The organism is Frondihabitans sp. 4ASC-45, from assembly GCF_049472575.1.
In the GTDB taxonomy this organism is placed as follows: domain Bacteria; phylum Actinomycetota; class Actinomycetes; order Actinomycetales; family Microbacteriaceae; genus Frondihabitans.
The window spans coordinates 591,887-614,573 of record NZ_JBCEBN010000001.1 but is presented as its reverse complement, the minus strand read 5'-3'; the positions used below and the strand labels follow the sequence as shown (position 1 = coordinate 614,573).

Genomic DNA, 22,687 nt, shown 5'->3' with positions numbered 1-22,687 from the left:
TTACTTCAATCCGGTGTTAGAGATGCCCGCGACGAAGAAGCGCTGCGCGAGGAAGAAGGCGATGGCAATGGGGATCAGCGAGATGACCGCGCCGGCGAGCAGGACCGCGTGATCCGTGACGTGCTGCCCGCCGAAGAGGGCGAGCCCTGCCGGCAGTGTCTGCAGGTCGGGCGAACTCGTGACGACGAGGGGCCACAGCAGGTCGTTCCAGAGGGCGGTGAAGTTCAGCAGCGCCACGGTCGCGATGGCCGGCTTCGAGAGCGGCAGGATGATGCTTCGGTAGATTTTGAAGTGGCTCGCGCCGTCCAGGCGAGCTGCCTCGTCGAGTTCTCTCGGGATGGAGATGAAGAACTGGCGGAACAGGAAGATCCCGAAGGCGCTCGTGGCACGGGGGATGATGAGCCCGTGATAGGTGTTCAGCCACCCGAGGTGGAAGAGCTCGATGAAGACCGGGATGAGAGTCACCTGGAAGGGCACCATCAACGTGACGAGCACGAGCCAGAACGCGATGGTCTTGCCCCGGAAGTCGAGACGAGCCAGTGCGTAGGCGCACATCGAGTCGAAGAGCAGGGTGAGAATCGTGGTCACGCCGGCGAAGACAACCGTGTTCAGGAGTAGGCGCAGGAACGGCAGCTGGTCCCAGACCCCTTTGTAGCCGTGCAGGGTCCACTGGGTGGGGAGAAGGCTGGCGGGGTGTGCGAAGAGGTCGGCCTCGCTGCGGAACGAGGTGCCGATCATCCAGATGAACGGCACGACGGCGACGATCACGCCGGCGGCGACGGCAACCCATTTGACGACGTCGAGGCCATTGCCCCGGCCTCGGATCGGCTGCCGGCGTTGATCCGGGGCGGTCTGGGGCGGCGCGGGTGCGGGGGTCAGAGTCTCAGTCGACATCGTTGTACCTGAAAAATTTCAGTTGAAGAGCGGAGACGATCACGATGAGCAGGAACAGCACCCACGAGATCGCCGACGCGTAGCCGGTTTGGAAGTTCACGAATCCGTCGCGGAAGAGGAGGGTGACGAGAGTGTCCGTGGTGAAGAGCGGCCCCCCGCCCGTCATCACGTAGACCAGGTCGAAGAGCTGGAGCGACTGGATGGTCAGGATGACGCTGACGAACAGGATCGTGGGGCGGAGGGCTGGCAGTGTGACGAAGCGAACCAGCTGAGCACGGCTGGCACCGTCGAGCCGGGCCGCTTCGTACTGGTCTTCGGGAACCCCCTTGAGGCCTGCCACCAGGATGATCATGACGAAGCCGACGTTCTTCCAGATCGACACGAAGATGATCGTCGGCAGTGCGAGTGTGGTGGAGGCCAACCACGCCGGGGCTCCCCAGCCGAGGGCTTTGGAGAGGCCGTCGACGAGACCGATGTTGGGGTCCAGAAGGAATCGCCACACCAGACCTGCCGCGGTCAGTGACACCACGTAGGGAAAGAAGAACGCCGACCGGATGATCCGGGTGATGAGGTTCTCGGAAGCGAGTGCCAGTGCGAGGAAGAAACCGATCACGAGCAGGAGGAGCACGGAGACAGCCGTGATCTCGACCGTGTGGAGCAGCGCTCCCCAGAACTGAGGATCCCGGGTCAGCTGCACGTAGTTGTCGAAGCCGATGAAGGGTTGATCGGTGGCACCGACGGTCCAGGTGTGCAGGCTATACCAGAAGGAGCGAACAATCGGCCAGAGCACGAACACGCCGAGAATCGCGAGACTCGGGGCCATGAAGAGCCACGCGGGGCGTGACCTCCACCGGGGCGTCCGGGCCGGGGTCCGGGCGTGGGGCGTCGCCTTGACGCCCCACGTGGTGTCTCCGGTGGTCATCAGCTCGAGCAGCCCGTCAACTGGTTGATGGTCGCGGCGGCGCTCGTGGCGTCGGCGGAGACATCGCCGTCGCGGGTGACTTTCTGGATGAAGGGCACGTAGCCGTTCGCGTCGACCTGCGTGGCACTGGGGACCTGGGGCAGGTAGAGCCGCGCATCGGGTACCTGGCTCGCGAACACCGAGACGGTGGGGTCGGCCTTCAAGGTCGCGTTATCGCTCAGGTCGGTTCGCAGCGGCGGAAACCCGGTGCTCTTCGAGAACTTCAGCTGGGTGCTCTTCGAGGTCCAGTAGGCCAGGAACTGCTGCGCCTCGGTCGGGTGCTTCGTCTTTGCCGAGATCGCAAGCGGTGCCGTGCTCCCGAGAGTGACGTTGGTGCCGTCGTCGCCGACGGGGATCTTGGCGATCCCCAGGTCGATCCCCGCCGACTTGTAGCCGGGGGCGGCCCAGGGGCCGTTGATCTCCATAGCCGCCTTGCCTGCGGAGAACAACGAGTCGGCCTCGGCGCCCGACTGGCCCACGGGCGAGATCTTGTCGTCTTTGACGAGGGTGACCCACGGCTGCAGGCTGTCGATGCTGGCCTGCGTCTGGAGGGCGCTGCAGTTCTTGCTGTCGGTGACCTCGCCGCCGGACAGCCACTGCAGAATCGGCCACATCTGAATGGTGTTGTTGTCGGCCAGGGAGAGCCCGTACGTGCCGCCGGTCGTGAGCTTCTTTGCATCGGCCTGGAACTCGGCGACGGTGGTGGGGGCCGAGGCGATGCCAGCTGCCTTGAACAGCTTCTTGTTGTAGTAGAGGCTCAGCGTGGCGTAGTTGGCCGGAACCGCATAGAGCTTGCCGTTGTAGGTGAACTCCTTCGTCAACGCCGAGGCGAACTTCGAGGTGTTGATCTTCGTGTCTCCCGAGCCCGAGGCGGTGAGCGGCAGAACCGAGTTCGTCTTGACGTATTGAGCGATCACATTGGGATCGGGCGCCGGCGCCGCGATGTCCGGGCCAGTCCCGGTGAGCCAGGCCGACGGCAGCTTCTGCTGGATGGTGTCCCACGGCTGAACCGTCATCGTGACCTTCACCTTGGACTGCGAGGCGTTGAAGTCCTTGACGATCTGCGTGTAGCCCGGGGCGTCGCCCCCGGTGAATCCCGTCCAGACTGTCAAATCGACGGGCCCGGACGATGACGACGAGGAAGAACACCCGGTGAGTCCGGCACCAGCGGCCAGCAGGGCGATCGCTCCGATCGCTACAGACTTCTTCTTTTTCATGACTCTCCTTTGAGCATCCGGATTTCGGGTTTCCGGTCCGCGCTGAAATGCGCTTTATCGTTATAGCACGATGTTGCCAGAGACGCGAGCTTCGCCAAGGATCCCTGCGTTACGCGGTTCCCCCAGGCGCATCGAGGCCGGTTTCCAGTCGCTCGCCGAGTTCACCCCGCGTTCACGAGTCGGGCTTACCTTCGCGGCAACCGCTTCGACGTCGTGCCGGAGCCTCCACGTCTGGAGTCATCGATATGAGCGTCCTCGTCATCGTCCTGATGGTCATCGTCATTGCCCTGATCTTCGATTTCACCAACGGTTTCCACGACACTGCCAATGCCATGGCGACGTCGGTCGCTACGGGGGCGCTCAAGCCCAAAGTCGCGGTGCTGCTGTCGGCCGTGCTCAACCTGGTGGGCGCATTCCTTTCGACTCAGGTCGCCAAGACGGTCTCGTCGGGCATCCTCACCGAAGACTCGAAGGGCCTGCCGCACATCACGCCCGTGCTGATCTTCGCCGGCCTCGTCGGTGCCGTGCTCTGGAACCTCGGCACCTGGTGGCTCGGCCTGCCATCGAGTTCGACCCACGCGTTGTTCGGAGGCCTCATCGGGGCGGCCATCATCGGATCCGGCGTCAGTGCTGTCGATTTCTCGGGAGTTCTGTCAAAGATCGTGCTTCCCGCGGTGCTCTCGCCGTTCATCGCGGGTGCTGTCGCGCTCATCGCCACCTACATCGCCTACCGGGTGACAAAGCTCTCCGAGGTGCATGGTGCGAAGCGCGGCTTCCGGCACGCGCAGACCGTCTCGGCTTCGCTGGTTTCGCTGGCTCACGGCACGAACGACGCCCAGAAGACGATGGGCGTCGTCACCCTGACGTTGATCGTGAGCGGCTACCAGGCCTCCAACACGGGCCCGCAGATCTGGGTGATCCTCATCTGCGGCCTGGCGATCGCCCTGGGCACCTACACCGGCGGCTGGCGCATCATGCGAACGGTCGGCAAGAACATCACCGACGTGGAGTCGCCCCAGGGGTTCGCAGCCGAGACGAGCTCGGCTGCCACGCTGCTCATCTCGTCGAACCTCGGTTTTCCCCTGTCGACCACCCAGATCACGTCCGGTGCGGTCGTCGGAGCCGGGCTCGGCAAGCGACTCGCCTCGGTTCACTGGAACACGGTCAGCAAGATCGCCCTCGGGTGGGTTGTGACCCTGCCGGCCGCGGGGATCGCCGGGGGTGGTGCGGCCTGGCTCGCCGGGACCGGCGCGATCGGGCTCGCAGCGGTCGTGGTCGTCGCGGTCGCGGGTGGCGGCACCTTCGTGCTGCTCGCGAGACGCCACCCGGTCAGTCACGAGAACGTGAACGACGACTCTTCGACCGCCACCGGTCGACGGCTCGCCGATGTCTCCACCGGTTCCTCCACCTCGTCTGACTCCTCGAAGGGTTGAAGTCATGAGTACAACCTCCCTCCTCGCCGCAGCGTCATCGTCGTCGGCCGCCGGGTTCCTCGGTGTCGACTGGTCGTCCATCGCCGAGGTCTGTGTCGTCACCCTGGTCGCCACGGTCGCGATCGTGAACATTTTCTCGGTCGGGCTCCGGCTGCTCTCGATCGGATCGCCCGACGACGGTGGTGAGATCGCCGGCCATGGCTCGCCGCCTTCTCGACCGGCGGCCGCGACCCTGGGTGGGTACGTCTGTGTCGGGATCGGCGGTGCGGCGGTGCTGTATGGCATCTACCTCGTGGTGCCGCTGTTCCATTGACGGGCGTCGGTGCTGCCGTGCGCGAGAGCGGTCGGCTCTTGGTGCGTTCTGAGTCGGGCCCCTCGTGTGGCTGGCCGTATTTTCGCTAGGCGAGCCCCGCGCGGTTCACGGGTACGAAATAGATAGATGCGCATAAGTAAATCCCGGTCTTGACTTGCGAGTCAAGTGGGGCCTAGTTTATGGTGATGACCAAGCCGCAGAAGTATCGCGACGTGACGAAGTTCCTTCGCAAGAAGGGATGGATTCTCAAGCGTCAGACCGGAAGTCACGAATTCTGGGGCCCCGAAGATTCTCGACAGACATTTCCCGTGGTGGCTCACCAGGGAGAGGTCTCGCCGGGTGTGGTTCGGCAGTTGCGCCATCTGTTCGACGATGCGCCAAGGGAATGGAACTGAGTATGACGACCGCGGCAGATAGCGCCCTCTTCGAAGCTCGCGCCTATCGCGATGTTGGCAAATGGTGGACGATCGAGATTCCAGCCCTTACTCAGCCCGGTCCGAACGGTAAAACCATCACGGCCATCGGCGGAGCGGTCACCGTCAAAGATCTCGACCAGGCTGCTCGAGACCTCGTGGCCGGTTGGCTCGATGTCGAGCCTGACACTGTAAAAGTGCACGTCACGGTGGAGGTGCCTGCTGCCATCCGCGAGCTCTGGGATGACGGCGTCAAGGCCGAAGAGGAAGCTCGTGCTGCTGTGCAGCGTGCTGCGGCTCTTCGACGCGAGGCTGTCCATTCGCTCCGGGCTCAGGGCTACACGCTGGATGCCGCCGCAGCCGCATTCTCGATCACGAAGCAGCGGGCGCAACAACTTGCGACCGACACGACTAATCGCGGAACGCTCGCCTCCTGAGGGGCGGCTAGTGGTCGGGGAGCACCCCGGTGACGGCCAGGATCACTATCAAGACCCCGCCGGCGCAGAGACCGATGCCGATCAGTCGAATGTAGGCCGGGCTGAACTGGCGTCCGGTGACGCTTCGGCCCATCAGGCTGAGCGCCCAGTCGTTCCAGATGGCGACGATGGCGCCCCAGACTGCGGCGATGGCACCGCCGATGCCGAAGATGAGCTGCGGGTTCACTTCTTGGCCGCCCTATTCTGGCGAATGAGGATCCGCACGAACTGGGTCTCCATGTATGCGCCGATACCGAGAGCGACAAGGGCGACGAGGATCCCAGCGCCCAAGGGGTGCGTTTTCGTGACGGCCGCGATCGGGGCTGCGATGCACAGAAAACCGCACACGATGACGTTGAACCAGGCTCCGATACGGCCCCCGGGTGGGGTCGCCATCCGGTTCAGCGGATCCCATCCTCTAGCCACGGATCTCTCCGGAGTCCACGGCTGAGTTGTGTGTCACGGGCGTGGAATCCACCTGGGCCAGGAGGACATCGATCTTCCTGACCAAGCGCTTCGCGGCGACAATCGAGAACACCGCGATAGCGACGAAGAAGGCGACGAAGATCCAGGGGACGACCGCAGTCGGATCCTGGACCGCCAACAACACTCCCAGCGCGGTGAAGGCGCCGAAGACAATCGGATTCATCCACTGGGCTCGTTCATTTTGCCTCCGGCGTCCCTCGAGTGCAGGCACCCACAGTGACGCATCAGCACCCTTCGGCACGGAACCCGTTTTGAGGGCCGCGGTGATCTGGACGGTTGTCTCGACACCACCGTCTCGGCGCCGTTGCCGGGCTACGACGGCAGTCATGGCCCCGCCGAAGAGGGCGGCGGTGACGAAGCGAATCAGCGCGGTGGAGAGAGTCAGCCTCCCCGTTCCTTCGAGGAGGGCGAAGCCGTAGGTCACGATGAAATACACACCCGTGAACCACGCGAAGAGCACGCCGGCAGGGGCGCCCTGGAGGTGAGCGCGGAATCCCTTCATCGCTTCGGCAGCTCGTTGACAGGGGCATGTCGGCACATAGAGGTCTCCTCGGGTGATGGGCCGAGGAAGATTCGGGCGTCTTCGGCCTGCTCATAAGGTAATCCCTCACGGCCACGACGTCCGCCGCAAGGTGCGACGTCAACCTCGCCCGTAGGCGCTCCCATCGCAGGTGTGAACGGCCGAGTCGTCGCCGAGCAAACGCAGGTTGTACGTCGCGCAGTCGACGAACGTGCCAATGCTGATTCGCGACGAAGACCTCCGGAGTTCGCCCTTCGACGGGCCGTCCGATCCAATGCCCGCGCGGTGCACCATCCACTCGACATCGCGCGCCTCGTCGTCGAGGAACCGCATCACCGCCTCATTGTCTTCGTGCTGGCCGATGTAGCCGCGAGCGAGCGTGCTTCGCACCGCTCGGAGAACGGGCGAGAGCCGCTTGCCCGGGGCTGCGCTCAGCCCGCCCGCCTGATAAAGGAACCGACGAGTGCCGCTGCGTCGCATCGCAGGCACGAGGGCTCGGACAAGCGCGGTATTGACCTGGCGCTCGCGCTGCGCCGCCGCATCGCCCAGCATCGCGACCACCGCGTCGACACCCTGAAGCAGCGCGTCGAGATCGAGATCGTCGTCGATAGAACCCTGCACGATCTCCAGGTCGTCGTGCGCGATGGTCATCTTGCTGGGTGTCCGTGCGAGCACGCGGACGCGGTGGCCGGCGTCGAGAGCGAGCCGGGTGAAGTGCTGCCCGGTCTGCCCGGTGCCGCCGAATATCAAAAGTGTTTGCTGGGTTGTCATGCCCCAAATATAGGCACTGTCTAGAAAATAGGCAATGACTAGTTTGGGTTTAGACTGACGTCATGACCGAGCGGCCCTTTCATCACGGAAACCTCCGTGCTGTCCTGCTCGACGAGGCCGTGGGTGTTCTGCGCGAGACGGGCGTGGAGGGCCTCTCGCTGCGAGATCTCGCGCGGCGCGCCGGTGTCAGCCACGGTGCCCCGAGGAGTCACTTCGTCGACCGCCAAGCGCTGCTCGACGCTCTGGCCGAGCTTGGCTTCGAACGGCTCACGACCGCGGTTCGCCGAGCGTTGGCCGAGGAGGGCGACGTGTCGAAGCGCTTTGATCGCGTCGCGCGGGCCTATGTCGACTTCGCCATCGACGACGCTGCGCTCATGGAGCTGATGTTCCAGACCAAGACGACCGACCGATCCGACCGGGTGAGCGATTCGGCGGGCGCGCTGTTCGCCCTGCTCGACAGTGCGATGGGCCCTCCGCCCGAGGGTGATGACGACGGCTCCCGATCCGACTTCAAGATGCTCTTCGCCGCCACGATGCAGGGGATCGCCTCGCTCGTCGGGTCCCGACGGCTGGAGCGCACTGCCGCAGATCGCCTGGTCGGTGCGGCGATGGAGACGATGCTCGGGTCCGACCTCGGCGCCCGCGCCGTCACAGCCCGCTGACCTCGGGCGCTCGTCGATCGGCGGCGTGTGCGCCCCCGGGCTGGTTGCTCAGCGCGTGTGCGCCGGATCCTGAGCCGTCAGAAAGAGCCGGTGGCTCGTGATGAGCACGGACAGCCAGCCGGCCCCGGTCGTCCAGCCGACGGCGACGTCGGTGAACCAGTGGGCACCGAGCAGCACTCGAGACAGGCCGACCGTGACGGCAGTCGCCGCGGCCGTGGCGATGACGACGGTCTGCGGTGCGTTCCGCTCCTCGTACAGAGCGAAGAGGTAGGCCCCGGCGCCGAGCACGGTGGTGGCGTTGAGGGTGTGACCGGAGGGGAACGAGGGCGATTTCTCGAACGGCGCGATGGCGTCTCGTCGATGAGGGCGGTTGCGGTCGATGATGTTCTTGCCCGCCAGAGTCATGGCCAAGGATCCGACACCGGCGGCCGTCACGACCACCACCGGCGTCAGCTCGCGGCTGCGGGCCGCCAGGGCTCCCGCCATCGCGAGCCCGAGAACGGGCATGCCGACGGGCCCGAAGAGCCGGGCGATCCCGGCTGCGCTGGCATCGACGGCGGGGGAGCGGAGCTTCTTCGCCAGAGCCAGGGCGGGTCCGTCGAGGCTCTCGATACCGTTGCGGCTGGTGACGCCGTCGTAGATCCACGAGGCACCGACCGTTGCTGCGACGGCGATGCCGCCGCCCACCGCCAGGGTGGCCGCCAGCGCCGGGCGTGCTCCGACGCGGGAAGCAAGCCGGCCATGGCGGTCTGCCAGCCGTTGCCCGGCCCTCGTGCGCCACTCCCGCACATCGCGACTGCCGATCTTCCGGTCGAAGCGGTCGTTGGTGTCAGGCTCGCGCACGTGGGTCACCGATTCAGTGTGCTCGGGTTCGCCGAGCATGTCCGGTGGCGGCTCGCGCGTTCCACGCGGTGACCCGGCGGCACCGGCTCGCCAAAGAAAGACGTAGGAGGCCGGCTCTACAGGAGGCTGGTGGAAAAAGCGACGATCTTTCGAGATCGAGTCGCCGCTTGGCCGCCCGCCTCTACCGACGATCTGCCAGGTTGCTCTAAGCTCGGCGTCGATCACTAGCCGAAGCAGTCCAGGAGGACAGACGATGTCGTATTCCCAGCCCCCCGCCTACCAGGGCGAGTCGAAGTCGCTCCCGGGCGAACCCCCGCTCAACCAGCCGTACTACGGCGCACCCATCGGTGCGGCCGCCAAGCGGTTCTTCAAGAAGTACGCCACCTTCTCCGGTCGCGCTTCGCGAAGCGAGTTCTGGTGGTGGACCTTGATCGCTGGCATCGTCAGCATCGTGCTGAACATCATCTCTCAGGCTGCCGGTGGAAACACGATGAGCGCCTCAGGAGCGATGACGATGTCGGGCGGTGCAACTGTCGTGTCGGTCATCGCCGGAATCTGGGCCCTCGCCACGATCATCCCGTCGCTGGCGCTGGCGTGGCGACGCCTCCATGACACCAACCGCAGCGGGGCCTGGTACCTGCTCATTCTGATTCCCTTTGTGGGCGCCATCATCCTCATCGTGTGGTTCGCGTCGGCTGGCAAGCCCGAAGGCCAGCGCTTCGACCGCTGATAGCGTCGGGCCTCCGCATCGGTCGGAGTCCTGACAACGAGAGACGCCCCGGCCCGGACATTCGGCCCGGGGCGTCTGTGCGCTCAGGCGTCCTCGCGCCGTCGGCAAGCGCGTCCGCACGAGTGAGCGAGAATGGCCGCATGTCGAACACGGTCGGAAGGCCCCGCCTCAAGCAGAGCCAGCGGCCCAGCATGGAGGCCGCCGACGAGATTCTCGATGCCGCCGCCGAGCTCTTCACCACACGCGGATACTCGGCGACGTCGACCCGGCGGATCGCCGAGAGCGTCGGACTGCAGCAGGCGTCGATCTATCACTACTTCGCCACCAAGCAGTCGATCCTCCGCACGCTGCTGCTGAGCACGGTCGAGACGACCCTCGCAGCACTGCCCGGCTTGCTCGCCAGTGAAGGTCACGCCGCGGCCCGCCTCCATGCGCTCGCCCGGTTCGACTCGGCCCAGCTGCTGGCGTCGACCTGGAACCTGGGGGCGCTCTATCTGCTGCCCGAGGTGCGGGGCAGTGAGTTCGACGACTTCACCCGGGCCCGGCGCGACCTCCGTGACGCCTACGCGACCCTGGTCGACGAGGTCGCGACCGAAGAGGGCCTGGCCCTCTCGACCGTTCAACGCGAGCTCCCATTCCGTGTGGTCGAGACGGTCATCAGCATTCGCATGGATTCCGAAGGCTTGCCTTCGACGCTCTCCGGCGAGATCGCGGATGCCGCTCTCCGCGCACTCGGAGTGGCGAGCGATCGCTGGGTCGCAGCCGTCTAAGCGCAGGATCCGGGCGCACCCCTGCAGAATTAACACACCTGCAACCTGGGTCTCACGCGCTCGAAATCTGCCACGAAAAACGTCGGTTACGTTTCTATCAAGCAATAGAAAGAGACGTGAGATGACGACGATTCCAGCTGCCTCCAACACCTCGACGACAGCGGGCGCGAAAGCGCATGCCCGCGCCCAGGAGGCCGAAGCGGCGGCCTCGGGCGCACCGGACGCGGTGGTTCCGGCCGAGACGTGGACCGGCCAGATCACGGCCGACCGAGGCGACGTCGTCTGGGCCGAGACGGTCGCGGGCGGCAGCTACGCGCACCGCGTCCTCGCCGCGGGATCGAGCGTCCGCCTCACCGACATAGCCGGCGACGCCTGCGCCTCCGTGCTTCTCTACAACGCCGACGCTCCTTGGGAACGCCTCAACGTCGCCGACACAGCAAAGGTGCAGTGGCAGGTGTACACCGCGCCGGGGCAGCTGCTGCTCAGCGACCAGGGGCGAGTGCTCGCGTCGGTCGTCGACGACACTTCGGGCCACCACGACATCCTCTACGGCACGTCCGCCGAGGCTCGCAACGTCGAGCGCTACGGTGACGGCGCTCCCGAGGGCGCGAGCCCTGCGGGCCGCGAGCTCTTCGCCGTCGCTGCGGCCAAGAACGGTCTCGGTCGCCGCGACATTGCGCCGTCGATCTCGTTTTTTCAGGGCGTGACGATCGACGCCGAAGGATCGCCCACGTTCACCGGATCGTCCGGCCCCGGAGGCTCGATCACGCTGCGCACCGAGATGCCCGTGATCATGCTCGTGGCCAACGCGGCGCACCCGCTCGATCCGCGCGAGGAGTACATCGCGTCGCCGCTCGAGATCGTGGCGTGGCGGGATCGGAGAACGGACCCGTCGGATCCTAGGTGGTCGGCGACGCCCGAGGGGCGACGCGCCTTCGAGAACACGGCCGACTACCTGAAGGGACGGGGAATCGCATGAACGACTTCGGAGTGGAGATCTCGCGCGAGACCGTTGCGGCTCGCGCGCCGTGGTCGGCGACTCTGAAAGCCGGGCAGATCTTGACGATCGTCGACGTCGACGGTAATCAGGCCGTCGACTTCTTGGCCTACGACGCCGCCGACACGAGCCGCGCCTACAGTGCGCAGGCGACGCTGCAGGGGCAGTCGTCGGTCTACCTCACGGTCGGGAGCGTGCTCCGCGACAACGAGTACGACCCGCTGCTCACCCTCATCGCCGACGAGGTCGGCCGGCACGACACCCTCGGCGGCGCCTGCTCGAAAGAGTCGAACACGCTGCGCTACGGCCACCACACCTACGGCCAGCACGCCTGTGCCGAGAACTTCATGCGCGAGATCTCGCGGTACGGCATGGGCAAGCGCGACCACGTGTCGAACGTGAACTGGTACATGAACGTGCCGGTCGACCCCGACGGCGCCCTCGGCATCGTCGACGGCATCTCGGCACCCGGCCTGTCGCTGAGCCTGCGCGCCGAGAAAGACACCCTCGTGCTCGTCTCGAACTGCCCGCAGATCAACAACCCCTGCAACGGCTTCGACCCGAGCCGCGCCGAGATGATCATCTGGAGCGGCGGTGCCGATGTTTGAGCCGGTCGGGGCGCCTCTCGAGACCAGGGCGATCCGTACGCTGCTGGTCGCCAACCGCGGCGAGATCGCGGTGCGCATCATCCGCTCGGCGCGCGAGCTCGGCCTCCGCACGGTGGCCGTCTTCTCGGAGGCCGACCGCGGGGCCGCGCACGTGCACGCCGCCGACGAGTCGGTGTTGCTCGGACCGACGGCTCCGACCGAGAGCTACCTCAACGTCGACGCGGTCGTTCGGGCCTGCCGCGAGACCGGGGCCGATGCCGTGCATCCCGGCTACGGGTTCCTCTCCGAAGACGCCGGTTTCGCCGAGCGCCTCGAGGCCGAGGGCATCGCGTTCGTCGGGCCGACTCCCCAGCAGCTCCGTATCTTCGGCGCGAAGCACACCGCCCGCGAGGCTGCGATGGCGGCGGGCGTGCCCATCTTCCCCGGCACGACCCTGCTCGCCGACGCCGACGATGCGGCACGCCAGGTCGCTCCGATCGGCTACCCGGTGATGTTGAAGGCGACCGGTGGTGGCGGCGGAATCGGCATGACCGTCTGCCGCGACGAGGCGAGCCTGCGTCTCGCCTACGATCGGGTCAGCCGGATGGCGGCGGCCAACTTCGCCTCGGCCGGCGTCTTCGCCGAGCGCTACGTCGAGCGGGCCCGCCACGTCGAGGTGCAGGTCTTCGGCGACGGGCGCGGCGGCGTCGTGTCACTCGGCGACCGTGACTGTTCACTGCAGCGCCGCAACCAGAAGGTCGTCGAAGAGGCACCCGCCCCGGCGCTGCTCGACGACGTGCGAGAGCGCCTCCACGACTCGGCCCGGCGTCTCGCCGCGTCGCTTCACTACCGGTCGGCGGGCACCGTCGAATTCGTTTACGACGCCGAGCGCAACGAGGCCTCCTTTCTCGAGGTGAACGCGCGCCTGCAGGTCGAGCACCCGGTCACGGAGGCGATCACCGGGGTCGACCTGGTCGCCTGGATGCTCCGGCTCGCGAGCGGCGACCGCGGGATCCTCGAGCCCTACCTCGACCGGGAAAGCGGCCTGGGCTCTGTTCCCGTGTCGGGTCACGCCATCGAGGCACGTGTCTACGCCGAGGATCCGGCCACCGACTTCCGCCCCAGCGCCGGAGTCATCACGGGCGTCACTCTGCCCGGCGGCGATGGCGTGCGGGTCGACGGCTGGGTCGAGCGCGGCACCGAGGTGTCCACCGCCTACGACCCGCTGCTCGCCAAGGTGATCGTCGAGGGGGCCGCCCGCGACGAGGCGCTCGAACGCTTCGGCGAGGCGCTGGCCGAGTGCCGGATCGACGGCATCGAGGTCAACCTCGGGCTGCTGCGCGCCGTGGCGAAGCTCGAGGCCTTCCACGAAGCCACGCATTCGACACAGACGCTTGACGGCGTCGGCGACCCCGAGCCCCGGATCACCGTCGAGCGCCCGGGCCTGATGACGACCGTGCAGGACGCCCAGGGGCGGACGGGCCTCTGGCAGGTGGGAGTGCCGCCGAGCGGCGCGATGGACGACCGCTCGCTCCGCCTCGGCAATGTCGCGCTCGGCAACGACGTCGATGCGGCCGGCCTCGAGTGCACGGCGACCGGCCCGCGACTCGTCTTTACCCACGCCACCGTGGTCTGCGTCACGGGGGCCCCGGCGACCGTGCAGATCGACGACCGCGACGTTCCGATGTGGGAGCCGATCACCGTTCCGGCGGGCGGTGCCCTCGACGTCGGCGACGCGACGGCGGGCCTCCGCACGTATGTCGCGGTGGCAGGCGGGCTCGACGTGCCCGACTACCTCGGCAGTGCCTCGACCTTCACGCTCGGCCAGTTCGGCGGGCACGGCGGTCGCGCACTGCGGCTCGGCGATGTGCTGAGGGCGGTTCCGCAGGATCCTTCCGCCCCGGCTCCGAAGACCGCTGCGGTTCCCGACGCCCAGCGTCCCGTGATGACCTCGCACTGGCGGGTGGCCGTGACCGAGGGGCCACATGCCGCCCCCGACTTCTTCACCCGCGACGACATCGACGCCCTCTACGCCGCGACCTACGGGGTGCACTTCAACTCGGCCCGGACGGGCGTGCGCCTGATCGGGCCGAAACCGACCTGGGCGCGCCAGGACGGCGGCGAGGCCGGGCTGCACCCCTCCAACATCCACGACAACGCGTATTCGATCGGCGCCCTCGACTTCACCGGCGACACCCCGATCCTGCTCGGCCCCGACGGACCGAGCCTCGGCGGGTTCGTCTGCCCGGTGACGGTCGTGTCGGCCGAGCGCTGGAAGCTGGGCCAGCTGCGGCCCGGCGACACCCTGCAGTTCGTGCCGATTGCCGCGGCCGACGCGCCCTCGCGGAGGTCGCTCGACTTCACCTCGTTCGCTCCGGCGCGCGACGGCGACGACGGTGTGCTCGCCCGGAACGACGGCGACCCGAACGTCACCTACCGACGCTCCGGCGACGACAACGTGCTCGTCGAATACGGCGAGATCGTTCTCGACCTCGCGCTCCGGGCCCGCGTGCACGCCCTGCACATGCTGCTCGTCGAACGCGACCTGCGCGGTGTCGTCGATCTCACGCCGGGCATCCGCTCGCTGCAGATCCACGTCGACCCGGACGTGCTGCCGATCGCGAGGCTCGTCGGCATCCTCCGCGAGCTCGAGGGCGAGATCCCGCCGGCGGCACAGCTCGTCGTTCCGAGCCGGCAAGTCCGCCTGCCGCTCAGCTGGGACGACCCGGCGACCCGCGAGGCGATCGCCCGCTACATGGCGGGTGTGCGGAGCGATGCCCCGTGGACGCCGTGGAACATCGAGTTCATCCGCCGCATCAACGGGCTGGACTCGGTCGACGACGTGTACCGCACCGTCTTCGACGCGGAGTACCTCGTCTTGGGTCTCGGGGACGTCTACCTCGGGGCTCCCGTGGCGACCCCGTTGGATCCTCGTCACCGACTCGTCACCACCAAGTACAACCCGGCGCGCACCTGGACCGCCGAGAACTCCGTCGGCATCGGCGGCGCCTACCTCTGCATCTACGGCATGGAGGGCCCTGGCGGCTACCAGTTCGTCGGCCGGACAACGCAGGTGTGGAGTCGGTACCGCGAGAACGCGCCGTTCGAGAAGGGGTCGCCGTGGCTGCTCCGGTTTTTCGATCGCATCAGCTGGTACCCCGTCGAGCCCGAGGAGCTCCTCGACCTGCGCGCCGATCTCGCCGCGGGCCGGGGGAGTCTCGACATCACCGACGGCAGCTTCTCGCTCGCTGAGCAAGAGAGCTTCCTGGCCTCGAACGCCGAGGGGATCGCGAGCTTCCGGGCGCAGCAGGCGATCGCCTTCGCGGCGGAGCGGCACGCCTGGGAGGAGGCGGGAGAGTTCGACCGCGCCGAGCAGGCAGCCGCGACCGTCGTGGCGGATGCCGACGAGGTCGTGGTTCCGCCCGGTGGCATTCGCGTGGATGCCCCCTTCGTCGCGAACGTCTGGAAGACCGAGGTCGCTGTCGGCGACATCGTCGCCAAGGGGCAGACGCTCGTCGCCCTGGAGGCCATGAAGATGGAGAGCTATATCGAGGCGCCTTACGGCGGAGTCGTGACGCAGGTGCTCGCCGTGCCCGGATCGCAGGTCAACCCGGGAGACGCGCTCGTCGTGCTCGCTCCCCAAGAAGGAGAAGCAGCATGACCGTCGATCGGGTGAGGGCGGCCTTCGCCGCCATCGAGAAGGCCGACCGGCCCGAGGTGTGGATCACGCTCCGGCCCGAAGCGGATGTCGCGCGGGAGTTCGAGGCGGCCACCAAAGCGGAAGTCGGGCCGCTCGCGGGGCTGCTTCTGGCAGTGAAGAACAACGTCGATGTCGAGGGCATCGAGACCACCGCGGCGTGCCCGGCATTCGGCCGCGGGCCTGCTGCCGCCGACGCGGCCTCGGTCGCGCGCCTTCGCGCAGCCGGGGCCACCGTGATCGGCGCGACGAACCTCGACCAGTTCGCGACCGGCCTCGTCGGCCAGCGGAGCCCCTATGGCCGAGTGCGCGACTCGCGTCGACCCACGCACATCTCGGGTGGCTCGAGCTCGGGGTCGTCGGTCGCCGTGGCCCTGGGGTTCGCCGACATCGCCATGGGCACCGACACGGCCGGGTCGGGCCGGATTCCCGCCGCCCTGCAGGGCCTCGTCGGCATCAAGCCGACCCTCGGCGTCGTCTCGACCGAGGGCGTGCTCCCCGCCTGCCGGTCGTGGGACGCCGTCACGATCTTCGCCCGCGACCTCGACACGGCGGCCGCGGCGATGAGTGTCATGGCAGGCGGCGACGAGGCCCGGACCTTTCCCGCCGATGCCCCCATCGCCGCTCCTAGGGTGGCTCGCATCGCCGTTCCCGAGACGCTCGTCGGCATGTCTCCCGAGTGGGAGGCGGCTTTCGCCGCCGCTGCAGACCGCCTCCGCGACGACGGTTGCGTGGTGGAGACGATCCCGTTCGAGTCGTTCTTCGAGGCCGCGCGCCTCCTCTACGACGGCGCTCTCGTCGCCGAGCGGCACGCGGCCGTCGGCGAGTTCGTCGACGCGCATCCCGACGAAGTCGACCCCACCGTCGGCGCCATCGTCGGCCGTGCCGGCACTGTGCGGGCGAGCGACATGGTCACCGACCTCGAACGCCTCGAGAAGCTCCGCCGCCGCAGCCTCGCGCTGTTCGACGGCTTCGACGCCCTCCTCATCCCCACTGCCCCGGGCCACCCGACCGTCGAGGCCGTCGCCGCCGACCCGATCGGCGTCAACTCGTGGATGGGTACCTACACGAACTTCTGCAACCTGTTCGACCTCGCGGCAGTCGCCGTGCCGTCCGGCACCGTCACCGACGCCACCGGAACTTCGCAGTTCGGCGTGACCGTCGTCGCGCGCACGTTCGCCGACGCCGTCGCGCTCGACCTTGCTCGCCGCGTTCAGCTCGAGACACCCTCGGTAGCGAGCCCAGGATCCGCTCCCGCGCTCCACAGCACCCCGCTCCCGTGGCCGACACGTGCGGGAGCCCCCTCCGTCCCGCTCTTCGTGGTCGGCGCGCATCTTCCCGGGCAGCCGCTCGAGGCCCAGCTCACGGCCCGCGGCGCCCGGTGGCTCGGCGAGGCTCACACCGCCGAGGCCTACCGCCTCGTGGCGCTCGACACCGTGCCGCCGAAGCCCGGCCTCGTGCGGGTCGGTGAGGGCGGAGCGTCGATCGCGGGCGGGCTGTGGCAGGTGCCGACCGCAGCGCTGGGCACGTTTCTGGCAGAGCTCCCGGCGCCCATGAACCTCGGGCAGATCGAGCTGCGGGCCGGATCCTTCGTCACCGGTTTCGGGTGCGACGCGGCCAGTGCGGTCGACGCTCTCGACATCACCGAGCACGGCGGCTGGCTCGCCTACCTCGGGGTTTAACGCACCCGTAACAGGGCCGAAATCGGGCACGCGACCTGCGACTCCAGACTGTTTTCACAAATACCTGTCACCCGACAGATACGCAGTCTCGTCCGATCGCGAAAGGCACGTCATGAGCCCGCTCGACCCACTGCCCCAACAGACCTCCGTCCGCCCGTCACCCGCTTCGACCGACTCGGCCTCGACCGGCGCGGCCTCGACCGGCGCGGCCTCGACCGGCGCGGTCTCGACCGACTCGGGCGAGCTCGCCACCTTCGGCTACCGCCAGGATCTCCATCGCAGCGTCGGCACATTCGCGTCGTTCGCCGCCGGCTTCTCGTTCGTGTCGATCTTGACGACGGTGTTCCAGCTCTTCGGCCTCGGCTTCTCGTTCGGCGGCGCGGCCTTCTTCTGGGCCTGGCCGGTCGTCTTCGCGGGGCAGCTGCTCGTGGCGCTCAACTTCGCCCAGCTCGCCGCCTGGTGGCCGATCTCCGGAGCGATCTTCCAGTGGTCGAGCCGGCTCGCGGGCTCGATCGTCGGCTGGTTCACCGGCTGGACCATGATCATCGGGCAGATCCTCACCGTGGCCGTCGCCGCGGTCGCGGTGCAGGCGGTGCTGCCGGCGATCTGGTCCGGATTCCAGATCGTCGGGGGCCCGGACGCCGACCCGGCACCCCTGTCGCCGACGGGTGCAGCCAACTCGGTCGTGCTCGGCTGCATCCTCCTCGTCGTCACCACCGTGGTCAACGTGGTGTCGGTGCGACTCATGGCGCGCGTCACCAGCGTCGGCGTCGTGATCGAGATCGTCGGCGTCATCGCGCTGATCGCGTGCCTCTTCTTCCTCCCTGAGCGCTCGGCCGGTGTGGTGTTCACCACGGAGGGCCGGGAGCCCGGCGGCGCCTACATCTGGGTCTGGCTGGCCTCCGCGCTCATGGCGGCGTACGTCATGGTCGGCTTCGACTCGGCCGGGGAGCTCTCGGAGGAGACACACGCCCCGCGCCGCACGACACCGAAGACGATCATCCGGGCCCTCACGGTCTCGGGGCTCGGCGGTGCGCTCCTGATCATCGCGGCGCTGGTGGCTGCTCCGAGCCTCACCGACGGATCCCTCGTCTCCGGCGGTCTCGCCGGTGTCGTCGACGCTCGCCTCGGCCCGGTACTCGGCCGCTTGCTCCTCTGCGCCGTCGCTGTCGCAGTGTTCGCCTGCACGCTCGCCGTGCAGACCTCCGGTTCGCGGATGATGTACTCCATGGCCCGGGAGCGCGCGCTGCCCTTCTCCGCGGCGCTATCTCGGGTCTCGGTGCGCACCGGCACGCCGATCGTGACCTCGGTCGTCGTCGGCGTCGGGGCGGCTCTGGTGTTGCTCGCCAACGTCGGCCAGACGGCGCTGTTCACCGCCCTGTCGAGCCTCTGCATCGCCATGCTCTACCTGGCTTACCTCGGCGTGACGGTGCCGCTACTGGTGCGGCGCATTCAGGGCCGCACTCGCGTCGAAGAGTCGGGCGTCGACGAAGAGGGCAAGCCTCTCTTCTCGCTCGGGCGCTGGGCGATCCCCGTCAACGCGGTGGCGGTCGTCTACCAGGTGCTCATGGTGGTCAACCTCGCGTGGCCTCGGTCGGCGATCTACGACCTGACGGGGCACACCTGGTGGCTGCAGTGGTCGGCGCTGCTGTTCATCGGCGCGTCGCTGCTCGTCGGCGGGGCGTACTACCGCTTCAGCCACCGCCGGCACCGATCGCTCGGGGTCATCGCGGCCGAGCCTGCTGCCGTGTCCGCTAGCGCCGGGGTCGGCGTCGCGTGAGGTGACGCGGATCGGCCGATGTCACAGCGCCGCGGCGCGCGATGTCGGCCGATTCCCCGGGCCCAGGCGAATCCGAGCCCGGGGCCCCCGTACTGAGGGTGGCCCAGGGCCGCGTGCGGGGGTAGAAAGGTCAGACCCGTGCAAATGGCAGGGTGCCAGGAGTCGGGGGTGTGCATGCGAGTTCGCGCGAGCCGCCTGCTGCTGGCCGGGGTCCGCGGATCCTCGGATTCCGACCGTTCCACGCGGTACCTGATCAGCTCGGCCCTGGTCGAGAAAGTCGTCGGCCGGTGCCTGGCCGCGTACTGCCTCATCTTCGGCGGCCTGGCGATCCCGGATGCCTTCGTCGGTCAACCCCTGATGAACCAGGTCTGGGCGTGGATCGCCGGCGTTGCCCTGTTCGGCAGTCTGGCCGCGACCGTCGTCACCGGAGTGCTCGAGTGGCATCCCCGGATCGCGGCGGCGTCGTTCAGCGTCGTCTATCTGGCGATCCTCGTCACTTGGCAGCTCGCGGCGTCCGACCCGTCTGTGGTGGCATCGGGCGCGCCCTGGCCGAGCCCGCTCTCGACGATCGCGTTCGCCGCGGCGTCTTTCGCTTTTCGGCAGGCCGGGGCGCTTGTCTACATGGGCGGCGTCTACGTGGTGTACATCATCGTCCGCCAGACACCGGCCGGCGGTGGCGCACCCCTGCTGCAGTCGCTCGCGGAGGCCGGGTACGGCGTGATCATCGGTCTGGTCGTGCTGTTGCTGATCACGATGTTCCGTAGGGCCGCCGCCTCGGTCGACTCGGCCCACGGTGCAGCGACCGGACGTTACGCCAAGACGGTGCGCGACCACCGAACCGAGATGGAGCGGATCCAGGTCGACTCGATCCTGCACGACAGCGTGCTCACGACCTTTCTCACCGCTGCGCGATCACACACGCCGGAGGAGCGCGTCCTCGCCGTGGCCATGGCGAAGCACGCCCTCGCCGAGGTCGCGTCGGCGGGGCCGATGCCCGAGACTCTCGACGATCTCGTCCCGCTGAACGGTCTGCGCCGCCGGTTCACCGAGACCTGCGCCGAGCTCGGCATCAGGGCCACGTTCACGGCGGAGGGCCTGCAGAACTACTCCGTGCCAGGGTCCGTTGTCGAGGCGCTGTTCTCCGCCGTGATGCAGGCTCTGACCAACAGCATCCAGCATGCCGGTCCGGGCGACGTGAAGCGCCACGTTCACATCCGCTGGGCCCACGCGGTGCTCACAGTCACCACGACCGACGACGGTGTCGGGTTCGACGTCGATCACATGACGCCGAACCGTCTCGGAGTCCGCGTCTCGATCATCGAGCGCGTCCACAACGTCGGAGGGCACGCCGAGATCGCCTCGCAACCCGGGCATGGCACGACGGTCACGATGACGTGGCCGCGAGCAGAGGGCGACTGAAAGGCTCCTGGTTCAGACTCGCGCGACCCGGCTTCGATGACCCTCGCAGTGGGGCCAAATGCGGACTTGTTGAGATGCGCTCAGCGACGTACCTTCATAGGAGCACATAGGGGCTTCGCACTTCACCACCGCGAACCCCGACGATGGAGTCTCTCGGCGTCTCACCAACGGCCGTTCCGCCCGTCGCAGCACCTGAAGAGTCGCGTCAGCCGACGTGTTCCGGATCAGCCCCACCTGGGAGTTCAGCCATGCCTTTCGTCACCCCGTTTCGCGCCAAGATCGCCGCCTGGATCACCATCCCCGCGGCTCTCGTCGGCTCCGGCCTCGTCGTCGGGACGGCCTCGTACTCGGCGTTCTCGGCCACCACCGTGAACCCCGCCAGCAACTGGAGCGCCGGATCGGTGGCGCTCACCGACGACGACTCGAACACGGCGCTCTTCAACGCCACGGCGCTCAAGCCCGGTTCGACCGGCACGAAGTGCATCGCGGTGACGTCGACCGGCACCCTGCCCTCGACCGTGGCCCTGTATGGCACCTCGCCGTCGACCACCAACGCCCTCTCGACCTACATCAACCTGACCGTGACGCAGGGCACCGGCGGTGGCTTCGGCTCGTGCACCGGTTTCACGGCGCAGGCAACGGGAAGCTCGGTCTACACCGGCACCCTCCTCAACTTCGGTTCGACGAGCACGAACTTCGCGACCGGCGTCGGCAGCTGGGCGCCGACCGGCACCGCGTCTGAGACCAAGGTCTTCCAGTTCACCTACACCGTCAACGCCGCGGCACCCAGTACGGTCATGGGCGGCACCGCTCAGCTCGGCCTGACCTGGGAGGCCCAGAACAGCTGATCCGACCTGGTCGGGAGCCCCACTCATGAGCCGATCGAGGATCCGGCCGAGCGTGCCCGCGCTCGGCCGGCAGTCGGCGGTGTCGGCCGAACTCCTCCGCGAGATCGTCGATCCGCACGGCCGGCACGCGTTGGTCCGGACAGGCGGCGCGCAGAACAGCCGCGCGCAGAACACCCGTGACTGGGCCCGGGTGATCGTTGCGTCGATCGCCCGCGGCGTGCTCGCGACCGTTCTCGGTTTGGCGTTCTACGCAGCGGCTCCCGCTGTGATCGGCTGGCATCCCACGACCGAGATGACCGCCTCGATGATGCCGCGGATCCGCACCGGCGATGTGGTGGTGTCCGTTCCCGTCGCCGCCGAGGCGATGCAGGTGGGCAAGGTGATCCTCTTCGACGATCCCGACCACCCGGGCAAACTGCGTCTGCACCGGTTCGTCGAGTGGGGCGACGGCGGCATGCTCCGCACGGCGGGCGACGCGAATGCGCAGCCCGATTCGACTCCGGTCCACCCGTCGGCCGTGTGGGGCGTCGGCATGCTCCGGGTGCCCTGGGTCGGACTCCCGATCCTCTGGATTCGCGAGGGGCAGTGGCTTTTCGTCGCGCTCGTCTCGGCGGGGCTCACCCTCCTGATCGGCCTGACCGGTCTCGACAGACGTCTTCGCACACGGGCGCAGGATCCGGCGGCAGGCCCGCCCGACACACCCCCGCGGGCGCGCCCCGCCTGGCCCTTCCGCGCGGGAGCCGCCGCCGCGGCGACACTCTTCGTCGCGGGCTCCCTCGTCTCGTTCGGCCCGACCCCGGCAGCGATGGCGGCGGGATTCACTGGCACGACCGTCAACCCGACCTCGCGATTCACCGCGGGCACAGTGCCTCTGGCGACAGGCCTCACCTGTGCCGACAACACCGACGGGCGTACCGTCACGATCGGCTGGACCTACAGCGGCACCGTTGTTCCCGACAGCTTCGACGTGCTGAATGGCAATCAGGTCGTGGCCTCGACGACGACGGGCTCCGCGACCTCGGCGGTAGTGACGACCAACGCGATCCTCAGCCTGTTCCCCAGCTACACGCTGACGGTCCGCGCGAACATCACCGCGAACACCGCCTGGTCGTCGACGTCGACCAGCACCACGTCGGTCAAGCTCACCGGGCTGCTGCTGTCGCCCGTGCGCTGCAACACCTGACGCAG

The 22,687-nt window shown here is 67.9% G+C and carries 23 protein-coding genes; 15 read left to right on the top strand and 8 right to left on the bottom strand.

The window, feature by feature from the left end; genetic code table 11:
• From VH571_RS02840 to VH571_RS02830, 3 genes are read right to left on the bottom strand one after another with little or no spacing between them, the layout of a single operon-like run.
• The gene (locus VH571_RS02840; protein ID WP_423263217.1) at window positions 1–894 is read right to left on the bottom strand and encodes a carbohydrate ABC transporter permease; all 894 of its coding nucleotides are present in this window, start codon (window positions 892–894) and stop codon (window positions 1–3) included.
• A complete protein-coding gene (locus VH571_RS02835) occupies window positions 884–1,816 on the bottom strand; it encodes a carbohydrate ABC transporter permease (protein ID WP_423263216.1) in 933 nt (310 codons plus the stop codon). Before VH571_RS02835 ends, VH571_RS02840 begins: the two co-directional genes overlap by 11 nt.
• Window positions 1,816–3,072, bottom strand: a complete 1,257-nt coding sequence (locus VH571_RS02830; RefSeq protein WP_423263215.1) for an ABC transporter substrate-binding protein — start codon at window positions 3,070–3,072, stop codon at window positions 1,816–1,818. Before VH571_RS02830 ends, VH571_RS02835 begins: the two co-directional genes overlap by 1 nt.
• 245 nt (window positions 3,073–3,317) lie before the next feature.
• Here VH571_RS02830 and VH571_RS02825 point away from each other — a divergent pair, with 245 nt between their 5' ends.
• From VH571_RS02825 to VH571_RS02810, 4 genes are all read left to right on the top strand, one after another.
• The gene (locus VH571_RS02825; protein WP_423263214.1) at window positions 3,318–4,505 is read left to right on the top strand and encodes an inorganic phosphate transporter; all 1,188 of its coding nucleotides are present in this window, start codon (window positions 3,318–3,320) and stop codon (window positions 4,503–4,505) included.
• Between the two features lie 4 nt (window positions 4,506–4,509).
• A complete protein-coding gene (locus VH571_RS02820) occupies window positions 4,510–4,818 on the top strand; it encodes a hypothetical protein (RefSeq protein WP_423263213.1) in 309 nt (102 codons plus the stop codon).
• A 185-nt stretch (window positions 4,819–5,003) separates the two neighbouring features.
• Window positions 5,004–5,213, top strand: coding sequence for a type II toxin-antitoxin system HicA family toxin (locus VH571_RS02815; RefSeq protein WP_423263212.1), 210 nt, complete (start codon window positions 5,004–5,006; stop codon window positions 5,211–5,213).
• A gap of 2 nt (window positions 5,214–5,215) precedes the next feature.
• Complete coding sequence (locus VH571_RS02810; RefSeq protein WP_423263210.1) at window positions 5,216–5,668, top strand: hypothetical protein; 453 nt, start codon at window positions 5,216–5,218, stop codon at window positions 5,666–5,668.
• A gap of 7 nt (window positions 5,669–5,675) precedes the next feature.
• Here the strand turns inward: VH571_RS02810 and VH571_RS02805 are convergent, their stop codons facing one another.
• From VH571_RS02805 to VH571_RS02790, 4 genes are all read right to left on the bottom strand, one after another.
• A complete protein-coding gene (locus VH571_RS02805; protein ID WP_423263209.1) occupies window positions 5,676–5,894 on the bottom strand; it encodes a hypothetical protein in 219 nt (72 codons plus the stop codon).
• Complete coding sequence (locus tag VH571_RS02800; RefSeq protein ID WP_423263208.1) at window positions 5,891–6,103, bottom strand: hypothetical protein; 213 nt, start codon at window positions 6,101–6,103, stop codon at window positions 5,891–5,893. The genes VH571_RS02805 and VH571_RS02800 overlap by 4 nt, the downstream gene beginning before the upstream one ends.
• A 22-nt stretch (window positions 6,104–6,125) precedes the next feature.
• Window positions 6,126–6,695, bottom strand: a complete 570-nt coding sequence (locus VH571_RS02795) for a hypothetical protein (protein WP_423263206.1) — start codon at window positions 6,693–6,695, stop codon at window positions 6,126–6,128.
• A gap of 138 nt (window positions 6,696–6,833) precedes the next feature.
• Complete coding sequence (locus VH571_RS02790; RefSeq protein ID WP_423263205.1) at window positions 6,834–7,484, bottom strand: NAD(P)-dependent oxidoreductase; 651 nt, start codon at window positions 7,482–7,484, stop codon at window positions 6,834–6,836.
• Between the two features lie 62 nt (window positions 7,485–7,546).
• Here VH571_RS02790 and VH571_RS02785 point away from each other — a divergent pair, with 62 nt between their 5' ends.
• Window positions 7,547–8,146, top strand: a complete 600-nt coding sequence (locus VH571_RS02785; protein ID WP_423263204.1) for a TetR/AcrR family transcriptional regulator — start codon at window positions 7,547–7,549, stop codon at window positions 8,144–8,146.
• A gap of 48 nt (window positions 8,147–8,194) precedes the next feature.
• On the opposite strand, the gene VH571_RS02780 is transcribed toward VH571_RS02785, so the two are convergent.
• The gene (locus VH571_RS02780) at window positions 8,195–8,998 is read right to left on the bottom strand and encodes a phosphatase PAP2 family protein (protein WP_423263203.1); all 804 of its coding nucleotides are present in this window, start codon (window positions 8,996–8,998) and stop codon (window positions 8,195–8,197) included.
• A gap of 244 nt (window positions 8,999–9,242) precedes the next feature.
• Between VH571_RS02780 and VH571_RS02775 the strand changes: the two genes are divergently transcribed.
• The 10 genes from VH571_RS02775 to VH571_RS02730 all read left to right on the top strand — a co-directional run bounded on the left by VH571_RS02775 (window position 9,243) and on the right by VH571_RS02730 (window position 22,682).
• Window positions 9,243–9,719: a DUF805 domain-containing protein gene (locus VH571_RS02775; RefSeq protein ID WP_055960652.1), complete on the top strand. Its 477-nt coding sequence runs from the start codon at window positions 9,243–9,245 to the stop codon at window positions 9,717–9,719.
• Window positions 9,720–9,859: 140 nt separating this feature from the next.
• Window positions 9,860–10,489, top strand: coding sequence for a helix-turn-helix domain-containing protein (locus VH571_RS02770; RefSeq protein ID WP_423263201.1), 630 nt, complete (start codon window positions 9,860–9,862; stop codon window positions 10,487–10,489).
• A 121-nt stretch (window positions 10,490–10,610) separates the two neighbouring features.
• The gene (locus VH571_RS02765) at window positions 10,611–11,468 is read left to right on the top strand and encodes an urea amidolyase associated protein UAAP1 (protein ID WP_423263200.1); all 858 of its coding nucleotides are present in this window, start codon (window positions 10,611–10,613) and stop codon (window positions 11,466–11,468) included.
• Complete coding sequence (locus VH571_RS02760) at window positions 11,465–12,094, top strand: urea amidolyase associated protein UAAP2 (protein ID WP_194602259.1); 630 nt, start codon at window positions 11,465–11,467, stop codon at window positions 12,092–12,094. Before VH571_RS02765 ends, VH571_RS02760 begins: the two co-directional genes overlap by 4 nt.
• The gene (gene uca / locus VH571_RS02755) at window positions 12,087–15,734 is read left to right on the top strand and encodes an urea carboxylase (protein WP_423263378.1); all 3,648 of its coding nucleotides are present in this window, start codon (window positions 12,087–12,089) and stop codon (window positions 15,732–15,734) included. The genes VH571_RS02760 and uca overlap by 8 nt, the downstream gene beginning before the upstream one ends.
• The gene (gene atzF / locus VH571_RS02750; RefSeq protein WP_423263199.1) at window positions 15,731–17,452 is read left to right on the top strand and encodes an allophanate hydrolase; all 1,722 of its coding nucleotides are present in this window, start codon (window positions 15,731–15,733) and stop codon (window positions 17,450–17,452) included. Before uca ends, atzF begins: the two co-directional genes overlap by 4 nt.
• Before the next feature lie 112 nt (window positions 17,453–17,564).
• Window positions 17,565–19,232: an amino acid permease gene (locus VH571_RS02745; RefSeq protein ID WP_423263198.1), complete on the top strand. Its 1,668-nt coding sequence runs from the start codon at window positions 17,565–17,567 to the stop codon at window positions 19,230–19,232.
• A 174-nt stretch (window positions 19,233–19,406) separates the two neighbouring features.
• Complete coding sequence (locus VH571_RS02740; protein ID WP_423263197.1) at window positions 19,407–20,651, top strand: sensor histidine kinase; 1,245 nt, start codon at window positions 19,407–19,409, stop codon at window positions 20,649–20,651.
• Between the two features lie 248 nt (window positions 20,652–20,899).
• Entirely contained in the window at window positions 20,900–21,499 is a 600-nt protein-coding gene (locus VH571_RS02735; protein ID WP_123941095.1) for a hypothetical protein, read from the top strand.
• A gap of 25 nt (window positions 21,500–21,524) precedes the next feature.
• Window positions 21,525–22,682, top strand: a complete 1,158-nt coding sequence (locus VH571_RS02730) for a S24/S26 family peptidase (RefSeq protein WP_423263195.1) — start codon at window positions 21,525–21,527, stop codon at window positions 22,680–22,682.
• Window positions 22,683–22,687 lie beyond the last annotated feature (5 nt).

Coding starts and splice junctions, on each gene's coding strand:
- VH571_RS02825 (WP_423263214.1), top strand. CDS start 3,318: ATGAGCGTCCTCGTCATCGTCCTGATGGTCATCGTCATTGCCCTGATC.
- VH571_RS02795 (WP_423263206.1), bottom strand. CDS start 6,695: ATGAAGGGATTCCGCGCTCACCTCCAGGGCGCCCCTGCCGGCGTGCTC.
- VH571_RS02830 (WP_423263215.1), bottom strand. CDS start 3,072: ATGAAAAAGAAGAAGTCTGTAGCGATCGGAGCGATCGCCCTGCTGGCC.
- VH571_RS02810 (WP_423263210.1), top strand. CDS start 5,216: ATGACGACCGCGGCAGATAGCGCCCTCTTCGAAGCTCGCGCCTATCGC.
- atzF (WP_423263199.1), top strand. CDS start 15,731: ATGACCGTCGATCGGGTGAGGGCGGCCTTCGCCGCCATCGAGAAGGCC.
- VH571_RS02735 (WP_123941095.1), top strand. CDS start 20,900: ATGCCTTTCGTCACCCCGTTTCGCGCCAAGATCGCCGCCTGGATCACC.
- VH571_RS02820 (WP_423263213.1), top strand. CDS start 4,510: ATGAGTACAACCTCCCTCCTCGCCGCAGCGTCATCGTCGTCGGCCGCC.
- VH571_RS02815 (WP_423263212.1), top strand. CDS start 5,004: ATGACCAAGCCGCAGAAGTATCGCGACGTGACGAAGTTCCTTCGCAAG.
- VH571_RS02730 (WP_423263195.1), top strand. CDS start 21,525: ATGAGCCGATCGAGGATCCGGCCGAGCGTGCCCGCGCTCGGCCGGCAG.
- VH571_RS02760 (WP_194602259.1), top strand. CDS start 11,465: ATGAACGACTTCGGAGTGGAGATCTCGCGCGAGACCGTTGCGGCTCGC.
- VH571_RS02740 (WP_423263197.1), top strand. CDS start 19,407: ATGCGAGTTCGCGCGAGCCGCCTGCTGCTGGCCGGGGTCCGCGGATCC.
- uca (WP_423263378.1), top strand. CDS start 12,087: ATGTTTGAGCCGGTCGGGGCGCCTCTCGAGACCAGGGCGATCCGTACG.
- VH571_RS02765 (WP_423263200.1), top strand. CDS start 10,611: ATGACGACGATTCCAGCTGCCTCCAACACCTCGACGACAGCGGGCGCG.
- VH571_RS02835 (WP_423263216.1), bottom strand. CDS start 1,816: ATGACCACCGGAGACACCACGTGGGGCGTCAAGGCGACGCCCCACGCC.
- VH571_RS02790 (WP_423263205.1), bottom strand. CDS start 7,484: ATGACAACCCAGCAAACACTTTTGATATTCGGCGGCACCGGGCAGACC.
- VH571_RS02745 (WP_423263198.1), top strand. CDS start 17,565: ATGAGCCCGCTCGACCCACTGCCCCAACAGACCTCCGTCCGCCCGTCA.
- VH571_RS02800 (WP_423263208.1), bottom strand. CDS start 6,103: ATGGCGACCCCACCCGGGGGCCGTATCGGAGCCTGGTTCAACGTCATC.
- VH571_RS02770 (WP_423263201.1), top strand. CDS start 9,860: ATGTCGAACACGGTCGGAAGGCCCCGCCTCAAGCAGAGCCAGCGGCCC.
- VH571_RS02785 (WP_423263204.1), top strand. CDS start 7,547: ATGACCGAGCGGCCCTTTCATCACGGAAACCTCCGTGCTGTCCTGCTC.
- VH571_RS02775 (WP_055960652.1), top strand. CDS start 9,243: ATGTCGTATTCCCAGCCCCCCGCCTACCAGGGCGAGTCGAAGTCGCTC.
- VH571_RS02840 (WP_423263217.1), bottom strand. CDS start 894: ATGTCGACTGAGACTCTGACCCCCGCACCCGCGCCGCCCCAGACCGCC.